Here is a 16115-nt window from a genome sequence, read left to right as displayed (position 1 = left end):
CCGTTTCTGGCTGCTCCGTCTAAGGTTTCATCCAGCTGTGGGCCATAGGGGTGAAGGCGAATCGCTACCAATCATGGATGAGTCCCTACCTTTTCCTTCCGAATCCCTACCTTTCACCTGCGAGTCACTACCTTCCAAACGGGCGCCCTCCGCCTTAGGTTACATCCAGCTGCGGGCGGTAGAGGTTCGGGGTCACAAGTCGGTCCGCGCCGCGGATCGGGATCCGCTCTGCGTCCAGCCTTGTGCCTGTCGCCCCTGATCCACCGCCCTCCGCTTTTGGTTTAAATCGCCATGCTGAGGCCGAAGACGACCATGGAGAGGACCATGAGAAGGATCATGATGTAGACAATTGTTTTCTGGAATTTTTTATTCACATTCCGGTCTCCTTCGTTGATGATGCCCTCATTCTACGATTTTTTCGTTGTTCGCGCAATAACGGGAGTGGTTCGAAAACCAACTGATAACACAGAGTGGGGACGCTGCGATCAACAGTCCCCCAGCGGTTCCTTCAATTCCTAGATTTACTGTCTCCGAAAACAGGTCAACAGCCTCTTCATCAAGTTCTTTTACAGCATGCCCGTACACCCTGCGGATCACCTCCGCGGTATTGCCCAAACACTTGGCCATATTATGGGCAGTGACTCCTTTCACGAACAGGAAGGTAACGTGCGTATGTCTAAAACCTGCAGGGTAATTGATGGGATGAGGTGCTGAATTTCTTCGGTGATCATTCGAGCTCATCAGGAGCCAGCAGATATTACGTTGAACGTGGGATCATGAAGGACGGGGGCGTCTTCGGGATGCCGGGGAACACTATCATCCGTTGCTCAGCGCTTTACCGGGAGGAGTTCATGGAGTGGAAGGAGACAGAAGCCGAAGTTTCTCCAAGCAAGACGTGAATAGTAAGTGAGGAACAGCTGAAGGAAGCAGCGAAGAAGTCGGAAGGCGTGTATATCATCAAGGACGGCAAGACAATGAAAGTTACCCCTCCGGCGACCGGGTTCAGGAAGCAGGTCCTTTTATGGGGAACCGGGAGGCCAACACGTTCGGGGGTCGGCTTTACGGAGAGGGGTTAGTCAACAGTTGACGCATTATGTGCATAAAAAAGCCCCCTAAATGGGGATGTAGGGGGGGACAAGGTGTATTGCTTAAAATCTACAACACAGGGTCCGGATCCTTAGGCCACCAGTAAAGTAAGCTCAACATTTTTTCTTCTTACATTTTTTGTCGTTAGCGAATATCGCGATACATGTACCTGACAAAACAGTCATCCATAAAATGAGATCCATTTTTCCACCCCCAATCGGCATTCGTTACATTATTGTACTTCGGATAATCGTGGAACAGCAATTCTGGGTTATCGAAATAATTAAAAATTAATCTCGTGGTAAGGACTAACGAGTGACAATACAAGGAGGGGAGGCGATGATTCACTTGAAAAATCGTGAAGAGGTTTTTGAAATACTGGATGACTTGGTCAGTAAGGGTTCCAGGTATTTGGTGCGTGCTGAAGGGGTGGAATGCCAAAAACGCAGTATTGATGGAGGTGTGGAATCGCTCAAGTCTCTTCAACCACCCGTGCATGATTCGCGCAATATATAGAGATTTCTCCTTTAACGCGGTACAATTGAAGGCGGATACAAAAAGGGGGCATGAGGAAATGAAACGTGTGGATCATATCGGCATTGCGGTGAAAAGCATCAGCGAGACGCTGCCCTATTACACGGAAACGCTCGGCATCCCGCTGCTCGGCACGGAAGAAGTGCCGACACAGGGGCTGAAGGTGGCTTTCCTTGATGCCGGCAACATCAAACTGGAGCTGCTCGAGCCGATGTCGGAAGACAGCACCGTTGCGAAGTTCATCGACAAGCGGGGGGAAGGGGTGCACCATGTCGCCTTCGGGGTGACCGGCATCCAGGAACGAATGGATGAGCTGAAAGAACACGGGGTCCGGCTGCTGTCAGACGGGCCGAAACCGGGTGCGGGCGGTGCGCAGGTCGCCTTCATGCATCCGAAATCGTCCTTCGGCGTTCTTTATGAGCTCTGCGACAAATCCGGAAACCGGGAGTGACTGACGATATGGATATTTATGAAAAGATCAATGAACTGTATGACCGCCGTCGTGAAATCGAGCTGGGCGGCGGGGATGAACGGATCGAAAAGCAGCACGAGAAAGGAAAGCTCACTGCCCGGGAGCGGATCGACCTGCTCCTGGATGAGGGTTCCTTCGTCGAGCTCAATCCGTTCGTGACCCACCGGACGCAGGATTTCGGGATGGACAAGCTCAAGGGGCCCGGGGACGGCGTCGTGACGGGCTACGGCAAGGTGAACGGCCGCCCGGTCTACCTGTTCTCCCAGGACTTTACGGTTTTCGGCGGTGCACTCGGGGAAATGCACGCCATGAAAATCGCCAATGTCATGGACATGGCCGCGAAGAACGGCGCCCCGTTCATCGGGCTGAACGATTCCGGCGGCGCCCGCATCCAGGAAGGCGTCGTGTCGCTTGACGGGTACGGCGAGATTTTCTACCGGAATGCGATCTATTCGGGCGTCATGCCGCAGATTTCCGTTATTCTCGGACCGTGCGCGGGCGGCGCGGTGTATTCTCCGGCGATCACCGACTTCGTCTTCATGACGGACGAGACGAGCCAGATGTTCATCACCGGCCCGAAGGTCATCGAGACGGTCACCGGCGAGAAGATCTCCTCCGAGGACCTCGGCGGATCAAAAGTACATAATGCGATCAGCGGGAACGCCCATTTCCGCGCGGCGACCGAAGAGGACGTGCTCCGGGATGTGCGCCGGCTCCTGTCCTACCTGCCGCAGAACAACAACGAGATGCCGCCGCGAATCGAGGCAGATTCCGAAAAGGACGACCGTCCGGACCTCGCGGACATCGTCCCGTTTGAAACGATCCGTCCGTACGACGTCCGCAAGGTGATCGACCAGGTCGTCGATGCGGATTCGTTCATGGAAGTGCAGTCGGAGTTCGCGAAGAACATCGTGGTCGGCCTCGCCCGCATCAAGGGTGAAGTCGTCGGCCTCGTCTGCAACCAGCCGAAGGTGATGGCGGGCGGCCTGGACATCGACTCATCCGACAAAGCGGCCCGGTTCATCCGGTTCTGCGATTCGTTCAATATCCCGATCATCACGTTCGAGGACGTCACGGGCTTCTTCCCGGGGATCAAGCAGGAGCACGGCGGCATCATCCGCCACGGTGCGAAGATCCTGTACGCCTATTCCGAGGCGACCGTGCCGAAAATGACCGTCATCCTGCGCAAGGCGTTCGGCGGCGCGTACGTCGCCCTCAACTCGAAGTCGATCGGTGCGGATATCGTGTATGCGTGGCCGAATGCGGAAATCGCCGTCATGGGGCCGGAAGGGGCGGCGAACGTCATCTTCTCCCGAGAGATCGCGAACAGCGACAATCCGGAAGCGACCCGTGCGGCCAAGATCGAGGAATACAAAAACAAATTCGCCAATCCGTATGTGGCGGCAAGCCACGGCATGGTCGACGATGTGATCGACCCGCGCGAGACGAGGATCAAGCTCATCCAGGCCCTCGAGATGATGCGCAACAAGAAAGAGGAACGGCCGGCGAAAAAGCACGGCAACATTCCGCTCTGATGCGGGGCACGGACGCACCGGCAGCTTTTCGGCGACGGTGCGTCCTGCCGTTTTGAAACCTGAAAGGAGAATGGACATGGCACAAAGCAGGCTTGTAGAGGAATTCATGGAGCTCGTCCGGATTGATTCCGAAACGAAACATGAAGAGGAAATCGTCGGAGTGCTGAAGGAAAAGATGGAGGCGCTCGGGTTCGAAGTGACGGAAGACGACTCCGCGGCACGGTCCGGACACGGGGCGGGCAACCTCATCGCCACGCTCGGCGGCAATGTCGCCGGCGCGGACCGGATCTACTTCACCTGCCACATGGATACGGTCGTCCCCGGAAAAGGCATCCGCCCGCAGGTGAAGGAAGACGGATACATTTATTCGGACGGCACGACGATCCTCGGAGCCGATGACAAGGCGGGGCTCGCCGCGCTGTTTGAGATGATGCGCCGGGTGAACGAAGAGAACATCCCGCACGGCGACATCCAGTTCATCATCACGGCGGGCGAAGAAAGCGGGCTTGCCGGCGCACGCGAGCTGGCACCGGACGCCATCCGGGCCGACTACGGCTACGCGGTCGACTCGGACGGCAAAGTCGGCGGCATCGTCACAGCCGCCCCGTACCAGGCGAAGCTCGAAACGGTGATCAAGGGACGCACGGCGCATGCCGGGGTCGCGCCTGAAAAAGGCGTTTCCGCGATCACGATTGCCGCGAAGGCGATCGCCAACATGTCGCTCGGCCGGATCGATTCGGAGACGACGGCGAACATCGGCCGGTTTGAGGGCGGCCGGGCGACGAACATCGTCTGTGACGAAGTGAAGATCCTGTCCGAAGCCCGCTCGATCGACAAAGCCAAGCTCGATGCACAGACGGAGCACATGGTCCGCACATTCGAGCGCCAGGCGCAGCTCATGGGCGGCTCGGCAGAAACCGACGTCCGCCTCATGTACCCCGGCTTCTCAATCGGAAATGAAGACCCGGTCATCCGAACCGCGACGGCCGCCATCCGCAAAATCGGCCGCGAGCCGGAGCTCATGACGAGCGGCGGCGGAAGCGACGGGAACATCTTCAACGGCTTCGGCATTCCGACGGTCACGCTCTCGGTCGGATACGAAGAGATCCATACGACGAACGAACGCATGCCGGTGGAGGAGCTTGAAAAACTTGCCGACCTGCTCGTGGAGATCGTCAAGGAAGCCGGAAACGCGAAATCGGAATAACGCATGACGGAAAAAGCGGGTGAGCTGCCCGCTTTTTCTATTGGCGTCCGCCCGGCAGGAGGCTTTTGTGCATTCCGGCCGGCCGTTGATATAATGAAGGGAGAACGGGAGGTGATGGGATGGCGGAGAACGGCGGCCGGCCGAAGGGCCGGATCATTTTTCATATCGACATGAACTCGTTTTTCGCATCGGTCGAGCAGGCGCATGATCCGTCGCTCAAAGGGAAGCCGGTGGCGATCGCGGGCAATCCGAAAGAACGCCGCGGCATCGTCGTCACCTGCTCCTACGAGGCGCGGGCGCACGGCGTCTATACGACGATGCCGGTATGGGAGGCACGCAAAAAATGCCCCGACCTGATCGTCATCCCGCCCGACCACAACCGGTACAGGGACGCATCGAACGCCATGTTCGGTTTGCTCGGCACGTTCACCGAGCTGGTCGAGCCGGTTTCGATCGATGAAGGCTACCTCGACGTGACCGAGACGGACTGGCCGGGTTCCGCCGTCAGCCTCGCGGAGGAGATCCAGCGCCGGGTGCTTGCGGAACTGGACCTGCCGTGCTCGATCGGCATCGCGCCGAACAAGTTCCTTGCGAAGACCGCATCGGACATGAAAAAGCCGATGGGCATCACGATCCTCCGGAAGCGGGATGTCCCGTCCGTGCTCTGGCCGCTGCCGGTCATCGAGATGCACGGCGTCGGAAAAAGCACGGAGGAAAAACTGAATTCAATCGAGATCCGGACGATCGGCGAACTCGCCGCCGCGCATGACGGACTCCTGAAGGAAAACCTCGGAAAGCGCGGACTTTACCTGAAGGCGCGGGCAAACGGCATTGACGGCCGGCCCGTCGATCCGGAATCCGCGAATGAGCGGAAAAGCGTCGGCGGATCGGTCACCCTGCCGGTCGATGAAACGGATCCGGACGAGATGAAAAAGACGCTGCGGATGCTGGCCGGAAAAGTCGCCCTCCGGCTCGCGCGGAGGGAGCTCGCGGGAGACGTCGTGACGCTCCAGATCCGGGATGCGGACTGGGTGAACCATTCGAGGAGCCGGACGCTCACGAATCCGGTCTTTTCGGAGGAGGCGATCTTCCGGGAGGCCGAGGCGCTCCTGGACCGCCACTGGGAAGGCCAGCCCGTCCGGCTGCTCGGCGTGACCGTGGGGCGAGTGGTCGACCGTTCGGAAGCGACCGAGCAGCTGTCGATCTTCAGTTATGAAAAATACGCAAGGGAAGAACCGGTGCTCAAGGCGCTCGGGGAACTGGAACAGAAATTCGGGAAGGGCGCGGTGACCCGGGGCATCCGGGGAGCGGGACCGGACGGAAAGTAGGGAAATTATGCAGATAGAATTTTTGGGGACCGGAGCGGGCATGCCCTCCAAGCAGAGGAATACGAGCGCACTGGCGCTGAAGCTGCTTGAGGAGCGCGGGACGTTCTGGCTGTTTGACTGCGGGGAGGCGGCCCAGCACCGCATTCTCCACACGACGCTGAAGCCGAAAAAGCTGGAGAAGATCTTCATCACCCACCTTCACGGCGACCACATCTTCGGCTTGCCGGGCCTGCTCGGGTCAAGAGGGTTCCTCGGCGGCACGGACCGGCTCGACCTGTACGGGCCTGCCGGGCTGGCGGAATGGATCGAAGTCACCCTCCGCATCAGCCGCACGCATCTGAACTACGAACTGGCGGTGCATGAGGTGGACGGAGGCACCGTCTTCGAGGATGAGACGTTTCGGGTGGAGGCGCTGCCCCTTGACCATGTGATCCCGTGCTTCGGCTACCGGATCGAACAGAAGCCGCTTCCCGGCAAGCTCCTCATCGACCGCGCGACCGAAGCCGGCGTGCCGAAGGGGCCGCTCCTGCGGGAATTGAAGGAGGGGCGGGACGTGGAGCTCGGGGACGGGCGGACCGTCCGCAGTGCGGACGTCACCGGGCCGCCGCAGCCCGGATTCTCGGTCGCGATCCTCGGCGACACCCGGTTCACGCCAAATGCGATTGAACTCGCGCGCAGCGCCGACGTCGTCGTCCACGAAGCGACCTATGACCGTGAAACGGCCCATCTTGCCGGGGCGTACGGTCACTCGACGATCCTTGACGCCGCGCGTGTCGCAAGGGAGGGGGGCGCAAAGGCGCTCATCGCCAACCATATCAGCGCGCGCTTCCTGCCCGAGGACGCCCGCAAACTGGCGGAAGAGGCGGAAGATCTGTTTCCGTTCGTTGAAATTGCGGAAGACCTTTCGGAGTTTGAATGGAAAGACGGGCAGCTGAGACGGCTGCCGTAGGGGAACGAAGGAACAGGGGGGATTTAAGTGGGGAATATTAAGTGGATGATCAACCAGTATGCGGGGGAGCGGCCATCCGATCTGATGGAGCTTTTTTCATTGGAAGAGGCGAAGCGGGCGAGGGCATTTCACGAGGGCCTTCCGGCGTACGCTGCAACGCCGCTTCATTCGCTTGACGGACTGGCCCGGTCACTCGGGGTCGGTGGACTGTATGTCAAAGATGAGTCGGAGCGGTTCGGCCTCAACGCATTCAAGGGGCTCGGTGCTTCCTATGCGCTCAGCCGGCTGCACAGCGGAAGCGAAGAAACCGTCACATTTGCCACGGCCACCGACGGCAATCACGGAAAGGGACTCGCCTGGGCAGCGAGGGAACTCGGGCAGCGGGCGGTCGTTTTCCTGCCGGCAGGATCCGCAACAGAACGGGTGGACGCCATCCGGGAGCAGGGGGCGGACGTGCGCGTCACCGAGCTGAATTATGACGAAACTGTCCGGCTTGCCGAAGTAGAAGCGGCGCGCAACGGCTGGGTGCTCGTCCAGGACACCGCATGGACCGGCTATGAAAAGGTCCCCCGGCTCATCATGCAGGGCTATCTGACGCTGATCGACGAAGCGTTCGGTCAGCTGGAGGAAGCTTCGGCGCCAAGAGTCACCCATCTGTTCCTGCAGGCAGGCGTCGGCTCGTTCGCTGCGGCGATGGCGGCCTATGCGGTTGCCCGGCTCGGGATGGACGCGCCAAAAATCATTGTAATGGAACCAGACAAGGCCGACTGTTTTTACCAGTCGGCACAGACGGGGGATGGAGCCGCGGCCGTGGTGGGCGGCGACCTGGACACGATGATGGCCGGACTCGCCTGCGGTGTGCCGAGCCCCGATGCTTGGGCGATCCTGAGGCCGCTCGCCGCGCACTTCGTTTCCTGCAGCGACGAAATCAGCGCCGAAGGAATGCGGATCCTCGCCGGGCCGGCTGCGGGAGATTCTGCGGTCGTGTCCGGCGAATCCGGCGCAGCCGTGGCGGTGGGCCTGCTGGACGAACTGTGCATCCGGAGTCCAGAGTGCGCGAGCGAACTGGGACTGGACGAGAATTCCGTCGTCCTCGTGATCAACACGGAAGGCGCCACCGATCCGGCAAATTACCGGAAAGTCACCGGAGGCGAAGCCTGCGGTGGGCGAATATGAACGGGGCGCCGGCCGGGTGATTGAAATCAAAGCCGTGTTTGCCGCCGGAGCATTCAGTGGGGGGCGAGTGTGAAGCAATCCGAAACGAATGTTAAGCAAATCGACCTGAATGTTAAGCAACTGCCCCCGAATGTTAAGCAAACAGACGCGAGTGTGAAGCAACACGTTTCTTCACACATAAAAAAGAGCCGTCCGGGAATTCATCCCGTCCGGCTCCTTTTTCATTTCCAGCCCCGTTCGTACTGGACCGGCGTGTCTAATTCCGCGCCGAGTTTCTCTGCCGCCCTGCGCGGCCAGAATGGGTCGCGCAGCAGTTCGCGGCCGAGCAGCACGAGGTCGGCCCGTCCGTTTTGGACGATCTCTTCCGCATGCTCCGGCTCGGTGATCATGCCGACGGCACCGGTGAGAATGCCGGCACCGGTGCGGATCGTCTCCGAGAACGGTACCTGGTAGCCCGGATAGCTCTCAATCCGGGCCTGGACGACGGCACCCGAGCTCACGTCGATCAGGTCGACGCCCTGTTCCTTCATCCATTGCACCATCGGCACGTAATCATCCGGCTTCATGCCGCCTTCGGTCCAGTCGCTTGCCGAAATCCGGACGAACAGCGGTCCGTCCCACACTTCCTTGACGGCATCGATCGTCTCGCGGACGATTCGGTACCGGTTTTCCGCACTGCCGCCGTATTCGTCTTCCCGCAGGTTGGATAGCGGGGAGAGGAACTCGTTGAGCAGATAGCCGTGGGCCCCGTGGAGCTCGATCACATCGAATCCGGCTTCCTTCGCGCGGCGCGCAGCTTCCCGGAAAGCGGACACGGTCTCCCGGATGTCATCGGCGGTCATTTCGTTCGGCTGCTTGTACCGGTCGCTGAAAGCGATCGCGGACGGGGCGAAGATATCCCCGTCGGTCTCCGACTTCCGGCCGGCGTGCGCAAGCTGGATCCCGGCTGCCGCGCCGTGGCTTTTGACCAGTTCCGTCAGCCGCCGGAGGCCGTCGGTGTGGCCGTCTTCCCAGATGCCGAGGTCTTCATTGGAGATCCGGCCTTCCGGCTGGACCGCGGTCGCCTCCACGATGATGAGGCCGGCGCCGCCGACCGCCCGGGACGGATAGTGGACGAGGTGCCAGTCCTGCACCCGGCCGTCCTGTTCCGGACAGGAGTACATGCACATCGGGGACATGACGATCCGGTTCCGGAGCGTCACGCCTTTGATCTCGATCGGTTCAAACAACTTGGACATCGCAATCACCTTCCCATGACAGAGTTCCCGTCCATTCTACCAGTTGCGGACGGTCACTTTCCTTCCGCAAGCTCACGGGAACGGTTTTCCGCCGCCCGGATGCACGAGGCGACCGCGCGGTGGAAGCCGGCGTCATCGAGCGCGCGCAGTCCCGCAGCGGTCGTGCCGCCCGGGCTCGTGACATTCTCCCGGAGGACGGACGGCTCCATCCGGGTCTGCCGCATCATCGCCGCCGCGCCTTCGAGCGTCTGGATGATCAGCTCGCGTGCGTCGGCCCCGTCAAAGCCGGCCGTCTTCGCCGCTTCCTCCAGCGCTTCCGTGAAATAGTACACATACGCCGGGCCGCTTCCGGAAAGGGCGGTCACCAGGTGGAGATCGTCTTCCGCCACTTCTTTCACGATGCCGACCGCCCCGAGGAGCGAGAGGATGTCCCCGCGCACCCGGTCGCACACGGCGTCGTTCATCGCCACGCCCGTCGCGGCAAGCCCGATCGTCGCCGACGTGTTCGGCATGGACCGTGCCACCGGGCGGCTGCCGAGCCCTTCCTCGAACGTGCGGATCGGGATGCCCGCCATCACCGACAGGATCGCCGCTTCCAGATGAAGCCGTCCGGCCACATCATTCATCGCCTGGCGGACGTCCTTCGGCTTTGTCGCGAATACAACCAGTTCCGCCCGTCCGACCTCAGGATCTTCTTTCCTGACCGGCACGATGCCGTACCTTTCTTCCAGTCCGGACAGCCGCGCCTCATCCGACTTGTTCATCACGAATACGGACGACGGGTCCACGGCCCCCTTTTCCACGATTCCGGCCATGATCGCTTCGGCCATCGAGCCTGCGCCGACAAACAATACGTTTTTCATCCCGCTCATCCTCCTTGTCCAAAATAAAAGATGCGTTCTCGTCCCAAGTCATGACTCATCATGAAAAAGGACGAAAACGCATCGGTTTCCGCGGTACCACCTTCATTCACCGGCAAGGCCGGTGCGGCTCGTCCGCCTTAACGCAGCGGGGCACGGCCGTGTTTCCACGGCGGCTCGGAAGCAGGTTCGGGGCGGGAGAGGGGATGCGGCTCTCAGCCGGTGACCGCATTTTCTGTGCGCCTTCACCGCCCGTACTCGTCTTCGTCGGAGCATTCCGTTCATTCGGTTAACGCGATTATACGCATCGTCTGCCGCGGTGTCAACAGGTGACGCGGCGGACCGGCTCATGTACAATAAGTGAATCACGATTCATTTTGCGGGGGGATTCCGATGATCCATACGATCACCATGCCGACGCCGTTCGCCGTCGGAGACGTCAATGTGTATTTGCTGAAAGGGGATGCACTGACCCTGTTCGATGCCGGGACGAACACGCCCGAAGCGTGGGAAGCGCTTCTGCACGGCCTGAAGGAATCCGGCTATGAACCGGGCGACATCGAACAGGTCATCCTGACCCATCACCATCCGGACCACGCCGGACTTGTCGACCGGTTCGATGGGGCCCGGCTGCTCGGGCACGCCTACAACGACCCCTGGCTGCGCCGCGACGAAGCATTCTTTGAACACCATGACCGGTTTTATCTGGACTGCCTGAAAGAGGAGGGGGTGCCGGAGCAATACCTGAAATGGGTGCCCAAGATGAAGCGGCCGGTCGCCTTCATGGGCAGCCGGCCGCTTGACGGGCAGCTCGGTGAAGGGGACGCCGTGCCGGGACATTCGGGCTGGAAGGTGCTTGAGACACCGGGCCACGCCCGGAGCCACCTGGCGTTCTTCAACGAAGAGACGGGGGAAATGATCGGGGGCGACCTCGTGCTCGGGAAGATCTCGTCCAATCCGCTCATCGAACCGCCGCTCGATCCGAAGGCGGGACGGCCGAAATCTCTGCTCGAATACAATGATTCGCTCCGGCGGGTCGCCGCTCTTCCGGTGGACGTCGTTTATCCGGGGCACGGCGAAGAAGTGCGGGGGATTGCCCCGCTCATCGAACACCGCCTTGGCCAGCAGAAAGAACGCGCGCTCAAAGTGCTCGGCATGCTGGAAGATGGCCCGAAGACGATTTTCGGCCTGACGACGCGCCTGTTCCCGACGATGTATGAAAAAGAACTCGGGCTCACCTTATCCGAAACGATCGGACAGGCGGACTGGCTCGTAGAGGAAGGGCTCGCACGAGAAGTGCGCGGTGAGGACGGGGTGCTTCATTATGAACAGGCGTAAGCGGGTGCTCGTCACCGGCGCGACGGGCGGCATCGGCCGGGCGATCGTTTCACAACTGCTGGAGGAAGGGCATCTCGTGCTCGCCACCGGCCGGAACCGGGCCGGCCTCGAAGCCATCCGGCGGGAAGGCGCCGGGATCCTCGAAGCCGACCTGTCCACCGCGGAAGGACTCGACCGGGTGGCGCGGGCAGCGGGCGCACCGGATGCGGTCATCCTGGCGTCGGGCGTCGGCGCGTTCCTCCATGCCCATGAGCTGTCCGACGAATCGATCGACCGGATGCTTGAAGTGAACGCCGCCTCCCCGATGAAGCTGCTGCGCCGGCTCCTGCCCGGCATGATGGAGCGCGGATCCGGCCGGATCGTATTCATCGCCTCCGCAGCCGGGAAAGTCGCAACTAAAAAGGCCTCTGCGTACGCGGCGTCCAAGAGCGCGATCCTCGGCTATGCGGATGCGTTGAGACTGGAAATGGCCCCGTACGGCATATCCGTCACATCGATCAACCCGGGTCCGGTCGATACGCCGTTTCTCGACATTGCCGCCCCGTCCGCAGATTATCGGGCGTCGATGGCCGGCTACCTGACCGCACCGGAGCGTGTCGCCGAGGCGGCCGTCGGTGCGCTCGGCCGTCCGGTCCGCGACATCGATCTTCCTTGGTACATGGCGGCCGCCGCCAGGGCCCATGCCATCGCCCCGGGGCTCACCGAGCGGCTCGGCCGGAATTTCTTCGACAAGAAATGAAACGTCCGGACTCCTCCGTCCGTCTGCTTGTTTAAGAGGACGGGGATGCCGGTGCCGGAAAAGGTGATTGACCGGATCTGCGGCGGGAATGGAATAGTATGAACGTGCATGCTTTTCCGGAGCTGTACGGGGATGCACCGGATCCAGAAGACCGTTTTCATGATCAAGGGAGTGGTGATCGATTGAAGAAACTGTTCGTATTCACGGTGGCGGCCGTGCTCCTCTCGGCCTGCGGCACAAGCGGGACAGGCGGCGGAAGCGGAGATGCACCAAAAGCGGAAGACAAGCTGTCCGTCCCGGTGGAAGGGATGGAGGAAGCGAAGGGGTTCATCACCGACATCGACGGGGACCGGGTGCTCGTCAACGACATCTACTACACGATCGACGACGAAACCCACTTCGTCTCGATCGGCGACGGCGCGGAGCGGGAACTCGAATCCGGCGACCTTGAGAAGGGGATGCGCGCGGATGTCTATCATTCCGGCATGATTGCCCGGTCGTTCCCGGGCCAGGGCCATGCGGCCGTGTTCGTCGTGCCGAAGGATGACCTCTCCAAGCGCCAGACGGAGGCGTTCCAGGCGTTTCTCGAAAAAGAAGGCAACGGCTTCGTCGTTCTCGGCAAGCCGGAGCTCGGCGAGGACACGATCAAATTCGACTGCACGATCGTCGAGTCCAATGAAACCTACACTGTGGAACTCGATGTCGAAAGCCATGAATATACGAAAGAACCCAAAAGCGAATGATCCCAACGTCAACAGGCGGCCTGCATCCGGTTATCCGGACGCAGGCCCGTTTTTGTCTATCTCAATCCTAAAAGCGCCGGGATCGCCGGGGCGGCAGACGAAGATCCCGCTCGGGGCGCCTGCGCGCTCACTCGCATTTTGAACGCTCTTGAACAAGAATTCTCATTTCTTTTGAAAATGCATAAACATTTGCTTGCATCGATGTTTATTCCATGTTAAGATTCACTCATGAATAAAACATGAATAAAATGAATAAACATACACGGAGGGATTGCATATGGGCAAGAAAGTGGTTCTCGCATATTCAGGAGGTCTTGATACATCGGTGGCGGTCACATGGCTGAAGGAACAGGGGTATGAAGTGGTGGCGGTCTGCCTGGACGTCGGCGAAGGGAAGGACCTCGCGTTCGTCAAGGAAAAGGCGCTCAAGGTCGGCGCAACCGAAAGCTACATGATCGACGCAAAGAAAGAGTTTGCCGAAGACTTCGTCCTGCCGGCGCTCCAGGGCCACACGCTCTACGAGGAGAAGTATCCGCTCGTCTCGGCGCTGTCCCGTCCGCTCATCTCGAAGAAACTTGTCGAGATCGCACATGAGACGAACGCCGACGCCGTCGCACACGGCTGCACGGGCAAGGGGAACGACCAGGTCCGCTTCGAAGTGTCGATCAAGGCGCTCGACCCGTCTCTTGAAGTGATCGCTCCGGTCCGCGAATGGAGCTGGTCGCGTGAAGAGGAGATCGAATACGCGAAAGAGCATAATATCCCGATTCCGATCAACCTCGACAGCCCGTACTCGATCGACCAGAACCTGTGGGGCCGTTCGAATGAATGCGGCATCCTCGAGAATCCTTGGGCGGCGCCGCCGGAAGATGCATACGATCTGACGGTTGCACTCGAAGACGCGCCGGACACGCCGGACGTCATCGAAATCGGCTTTGAGCACGGCGTGCCGGTCACGCTCGACGGCGAGAAGATGCAGCTGGATGAGCTGATCCTGAGCCTCAATGACATCGCCGGCAAGCACGGCGTCGGCCGCATCGACCACGTCGAGAACCGCCTCGTCGGCATCAAGTCCCGTGAAGTGTACGAGTGCCCGGGCGCGATGACGCTGCTCACGGCGCATAAGGAACTCGAAGACATCACGCTCGTGAAGGAGCTGGCCCACTTCAAGCCGGTCGTCGGCAAGAAGCTGACCGAACTCATCTACGAAGGACTCTGGTTCTCGCCGCTCACAAAAGCGCTCCAGGCCTTCCTGAAGGAGACCCAGCAGTTCGTCAACGGCACCGTCCGCGTGAAACTGTTCAAGGGGCACGCGATTGTCGAAGGCCGCAAGTCGCCGAACTCCCTCTATGACGAGAAGCTCGCGACCTATACGAAGGAAGATGCATTCAACCACGAATCCGCAGTCGGCTTCATCGAGCTCTGGGGTCTGCCGACGAAAGTCCATGCATCCGTCAACAAGGCTGCCGAATCCGCGAAACAGCCGGAGAAGGTGCAGTCATGAGTGAAAAACTCTGGGGCGGCCGTTTCCAGAAGAGTGCCGAGGAATGGGTCGACGAGTTCGGCGCGTCGATCGGCTTCGACCGGGAACTCGTCCTGGAGGACATTGAAGGCAGCACGGCGCACGTGCAAATGCTCGGCAAATGCGGCATTCTCACCAACGATGAGACGGACGCCATCCTCGGCGGCCTCGCCCGCCTGAAGGAAAAGGCGCAGGCGGATGAACTGGAATTCTCCGTCGAGCTCGAGGACATCCACCTGAACCTCGAGAAGATGCTGACGGACGACATCGGTCCGGTCGGCGGCAAGCTCCATACCGGACGCAGCCGGAACGACCAGGTCGCGACCGACATGCATCTGTATCTGAAGGCGCGCACGAAGGAGATCATCGGACTGACCGAAGACTTCCAGAAGGCGATCCTCGAACAGGCGGAGGCCCATGTCGAAACGCTTGCGCCGGGCTACACGCATCTCCAGCGCGCGCAGCCGGTGTCGTTCGCCCATCATCTGATGGCGTACTTCTGGATGCTCGAACGGGATAAGGGCCGGTTTTCGGACTCCCTCAAGCGGATCGACCTGTCGCCGCTCGGCGCGGGCGCACTCGCCGGGACGACGTTCCCGATCGACCGTCATCTGTCCGCCGGGCTGCTCGGCTTCTCCGGTGTCTATGAAAACAGCATGGACGCGGTGAGCGACCGGGACTTCATCGTCGAGTTCCTGTCCGCCTCTTCGCTGCTCATGGCCCATCTGTCGCGGTTCGCCGAGGAGATCATCCTCTGGTCGAGCCAGGAGTTCGGGTTCATCGAGCTCGACGACGCGTTCTCGACCGGCTCGAGCATCATGCCGCAGAAGAAGAACCCGGATATGGCGGAACTCATCCGCGGCAAGACCGGACGGGTGTACGGCAACCTGACCGGTTTGCTGACGACGCTGAAGGGCCTGCCGCTTGCCTACAACAAAGACATGCAGGAAGACAAGGAAGGCATGTTCGACACCGTGAAGACCGTCACCGGCTCGCTCCGCATCTTCGCGGGCATGATCCGCACGATGACCGTGAACAAGGACGTCATGGAAGCGGAGGTCGGCAAGGATTTCTCCAATGCGACGGAACTCGCCGATTACCTGGCGGCCAGGGGCATGCCGTTCCGCGAAGCGCATGAAGTGACCGGGAAGCTGGTGTTCACCTGTATCCAAAAAGGCTGCGTGCTGAAGGATCTCCCGCTTTCCGTGATGCAGGAGGAAAGCACGCTGATCGAGGACGACATCTATGGAGTGCTCGCGCCCGAGGCGGCCGTCCGCAGGAGAAACTCCTACGGCGGCACCGGTTTCGACCAAGTCCGCATACAGATCGCCAAGGCAGGGGAAGCACTCGGCCGGACGGTCCGATGAGAAAACAGAAAAGCAGACCGG

16 protein-coding genes are annotated in these 16115 nt (G+C 60.4%); 13 read left to right on the top strand and 3 right to left on the bottom strand.

The window, feature by feature from the left end:
* Positions 1-281: 281 nt before the first annotated feature.
* Entirely contained in the window at positions 282-374 is a 93-nt protein-coding gene (prli42, locus tag B0B07_RS15235; protein WP_159438425.1) for a stressosome-associated protein Prli42, read from the bottom strand.
* A gap of 573 nt (positions 375-947) precedes the next feature.
* Between prli42 and B0B07_RS15575 the strand changes: the two genes are divergently transcribed.
* The 8 genes from B0B07_RS15575 to B0B07_RS06890 all read left to right on the top strand — a co-directional run bounded on the left by B0B07_RS15575 (position 948) and on the right by B0B07_RS06890 (position 8287).
* Positions 948-1076, top strand: a complete 129-nt coding sequence (locus B0B07_RS15575; RefSeq protein WP_144264321.1) for a DUF3954 domain-containing protein — start codon at positions 948-950, stop codon at positions 1074-1076.
* Between the two features lie 349 nt (positions 1077-1425).
* Positions 1426-1602 carry a hypothetical protein gene (locus B0B07_RS15230; RefSeq protein ID WP_159438424.1) on the top strand — a complete coding sequence of 59 codons (177 nt, stop codon included), beginning with the start codon at positions 1426-1428 and terminating at the stop codon, positions 1600-1602.
* Between the two features lie 58 nt (positions 1603-1660).
* Complete coding sequence (gene mce, locus B0B07_RS06915; RefSeq protein WP_076757679.1) at positions 1661-2071, top strand: methylmalonyl-CoA epimerase; 411 nt, start codon at positions 1661-1663, stop codon at positions 2069-2071.
* Positions 2072-2079: 8 nt separating this feature from the next.
* Positions 2080-3627: an acyl-CoA carboxylase subunit beta gene (locus tag B0B07_RS06910; protein WP_076757678.1), complete on the top strand. Its 1548-nt coding sequence runs from the start codon at positions 2080-2082 to the stop codon at positions 3625-3627.
* 76 nt (positions 3628-3703) lie between these two features.
* Positions 3704-4834: a M20/M25/M40 family metallo-hydrolase gene (locus B0B07_RS06905; protein ID WP_076757677.1), complete on the top strand. Its 1131-nt coding sequence runs from the start codon at positions 3704-3706 to the stop codon at positions 4832-4834.
* A 119-nt stretch (positions 4835-4953) separates the two neighbouring features.
* Positions 4954-6162, top strand: a complete 1209-nt coding sequence (locus B0B07_RS06900; protein ID WP_076757676.1) for a DNA polymerase IV — start codon at positions 4954-4956, stop codon at positions 6160-6162.
* A gap of 7 nt (positions 6163-6169) precedes the next feature.
* Positions 6170-7111: a ribonuclease Z gene (rnz, locus tag B0B07_RS06895; protein WP_076757675.1), complete on the top strand. Its 942-nt coding sequence runs from the start codon at positions 6170-6172 to the stop codon at positions 7109-7111.
* A 27-nt stretch (positions 7112-7138) separates the two neighbouring features.
* Positions 7139-8287, top strand: coding sequence for a diaminopropionate ammonia-lyase (locus B0B07_RS06890; protein ID WP_234982289.1), 1149 nt, complete (start codon positions 7139-7141; stop codon positions 8285-8287).
* Positions 8288-8508: 221 nt separating this feature from the next.
* Here the strand turns inward: B0B07_RS06890 and namA are convergent, their stop codons facing one another.
* Both namA and proC read right to left on the bottom strand, forming a co-directional pair.
* Positions 8509-9525 carry an NADPH dehydrogenase NamA gene (namA, locus tag B0B07_RS06885; RefSeq protein WP_076757673.1) on the bottom strand — a complete coding sequence of 339 codons (1017 nt, stop codon included), beginning with the start codon at positions 9523-9525 and terminating at the stop codon, positions 8509-8511.
* Positions 9526-9578: 53 nt separating this feature from the next.
* Positions 9579-10388, bottom strand: a complete 810-nt coding sequence (gene proC / locus B0B07_RS06880; RefSeq protein WP_076757672.1) for a pyrroline-5-carboxylate reductase — start codon at positions 10386-10388, stop codon at positions 9579-9581.
* Positions 10389-10778: 390 nt separating this feature from the next.
* Here proC and B0B07_RS06875 point away from each other — a divergent pair, with 390 nt between their 5' ends.
* The 5 genes from B0B07_RS06875 (at position 10779) to argH (ending at position 16094) form a co-directional block, all read left to right on the top strand.
* Positions 10779-11723 carry an MBL fold metallo-hydrolase gene (locus B0B07_RS06875; RefSeq protein WP_076757671.1) on the top strand — a complete coding sequence of 315 codons (945 nt, stop codon included), beginning with the start codon at positions 10779-10781 and terminating at the stop codon, positions 11721-11723.
* Entirely contained in the window at positions 11710-12462 is a 753-nt protein-coding gene (locus B0B07_RS06870) for an SDR family NAD(P)-dependent oxidoreductase (RefSeq protein WP_076757670.1), read from the top strand. The genes B0B07_RS06875 and B0B07_RS06870 overlap by 14 nt, the downstream gene beginning before the upstream one ends.
* A gap of 182 nt (positions 12463-12644) precedes the next feature.
* Positions 12645-13205 carry a membrane lipoprotein lipid attachment site-containing protein gene (locus B0B07_RS06865; RefSeq protein ID WP_144264320.1) on the top strand — a complete coding sequence of 187 codons (561 nt, stop codon included), beginning with the start codon at positions 12645-12647 and terminating at the stop codon, positions 13203-13205.
* A 277-nt stretch (positions 13206-13482) separates the two neighbouring features.
* Complete coding sequence (locus B0B07_RS06860; protein ID WP_076757668.1) at positions 13483-14709, top strand: argininosuccinate synthase; 1227 nt, start codon at positions 13483-13485, stop codon at positions 14707-14709.
* Complete coding sequence (gene argH / locus B0B07_RS06855; protein WP_076757667.1) at positions 14706-16094, top strand: argininosuccinate lyase; 1389 nt, start codon at positions 14706-14708, stop codon at positions 16092-16094. Before B0B07_RS06860 ends, argH begins: the two co-directional genes overlap by 4 nt.
* Positions 16095-16115: the final 21 nt, after the last annotated feature.

This window comes from Edaphobacillus lindanitolerans (genome assembly GCF_900156305.1).
GTDB lineage: Bacteria > Bacillota > Bacilli > Bacillales_A > Planococcaceae > Bhargavaea > Bhargavaea lindanitolerans.
This window is presented reverse-complemented; position numbering and strand designations above follow the sequence as displayed.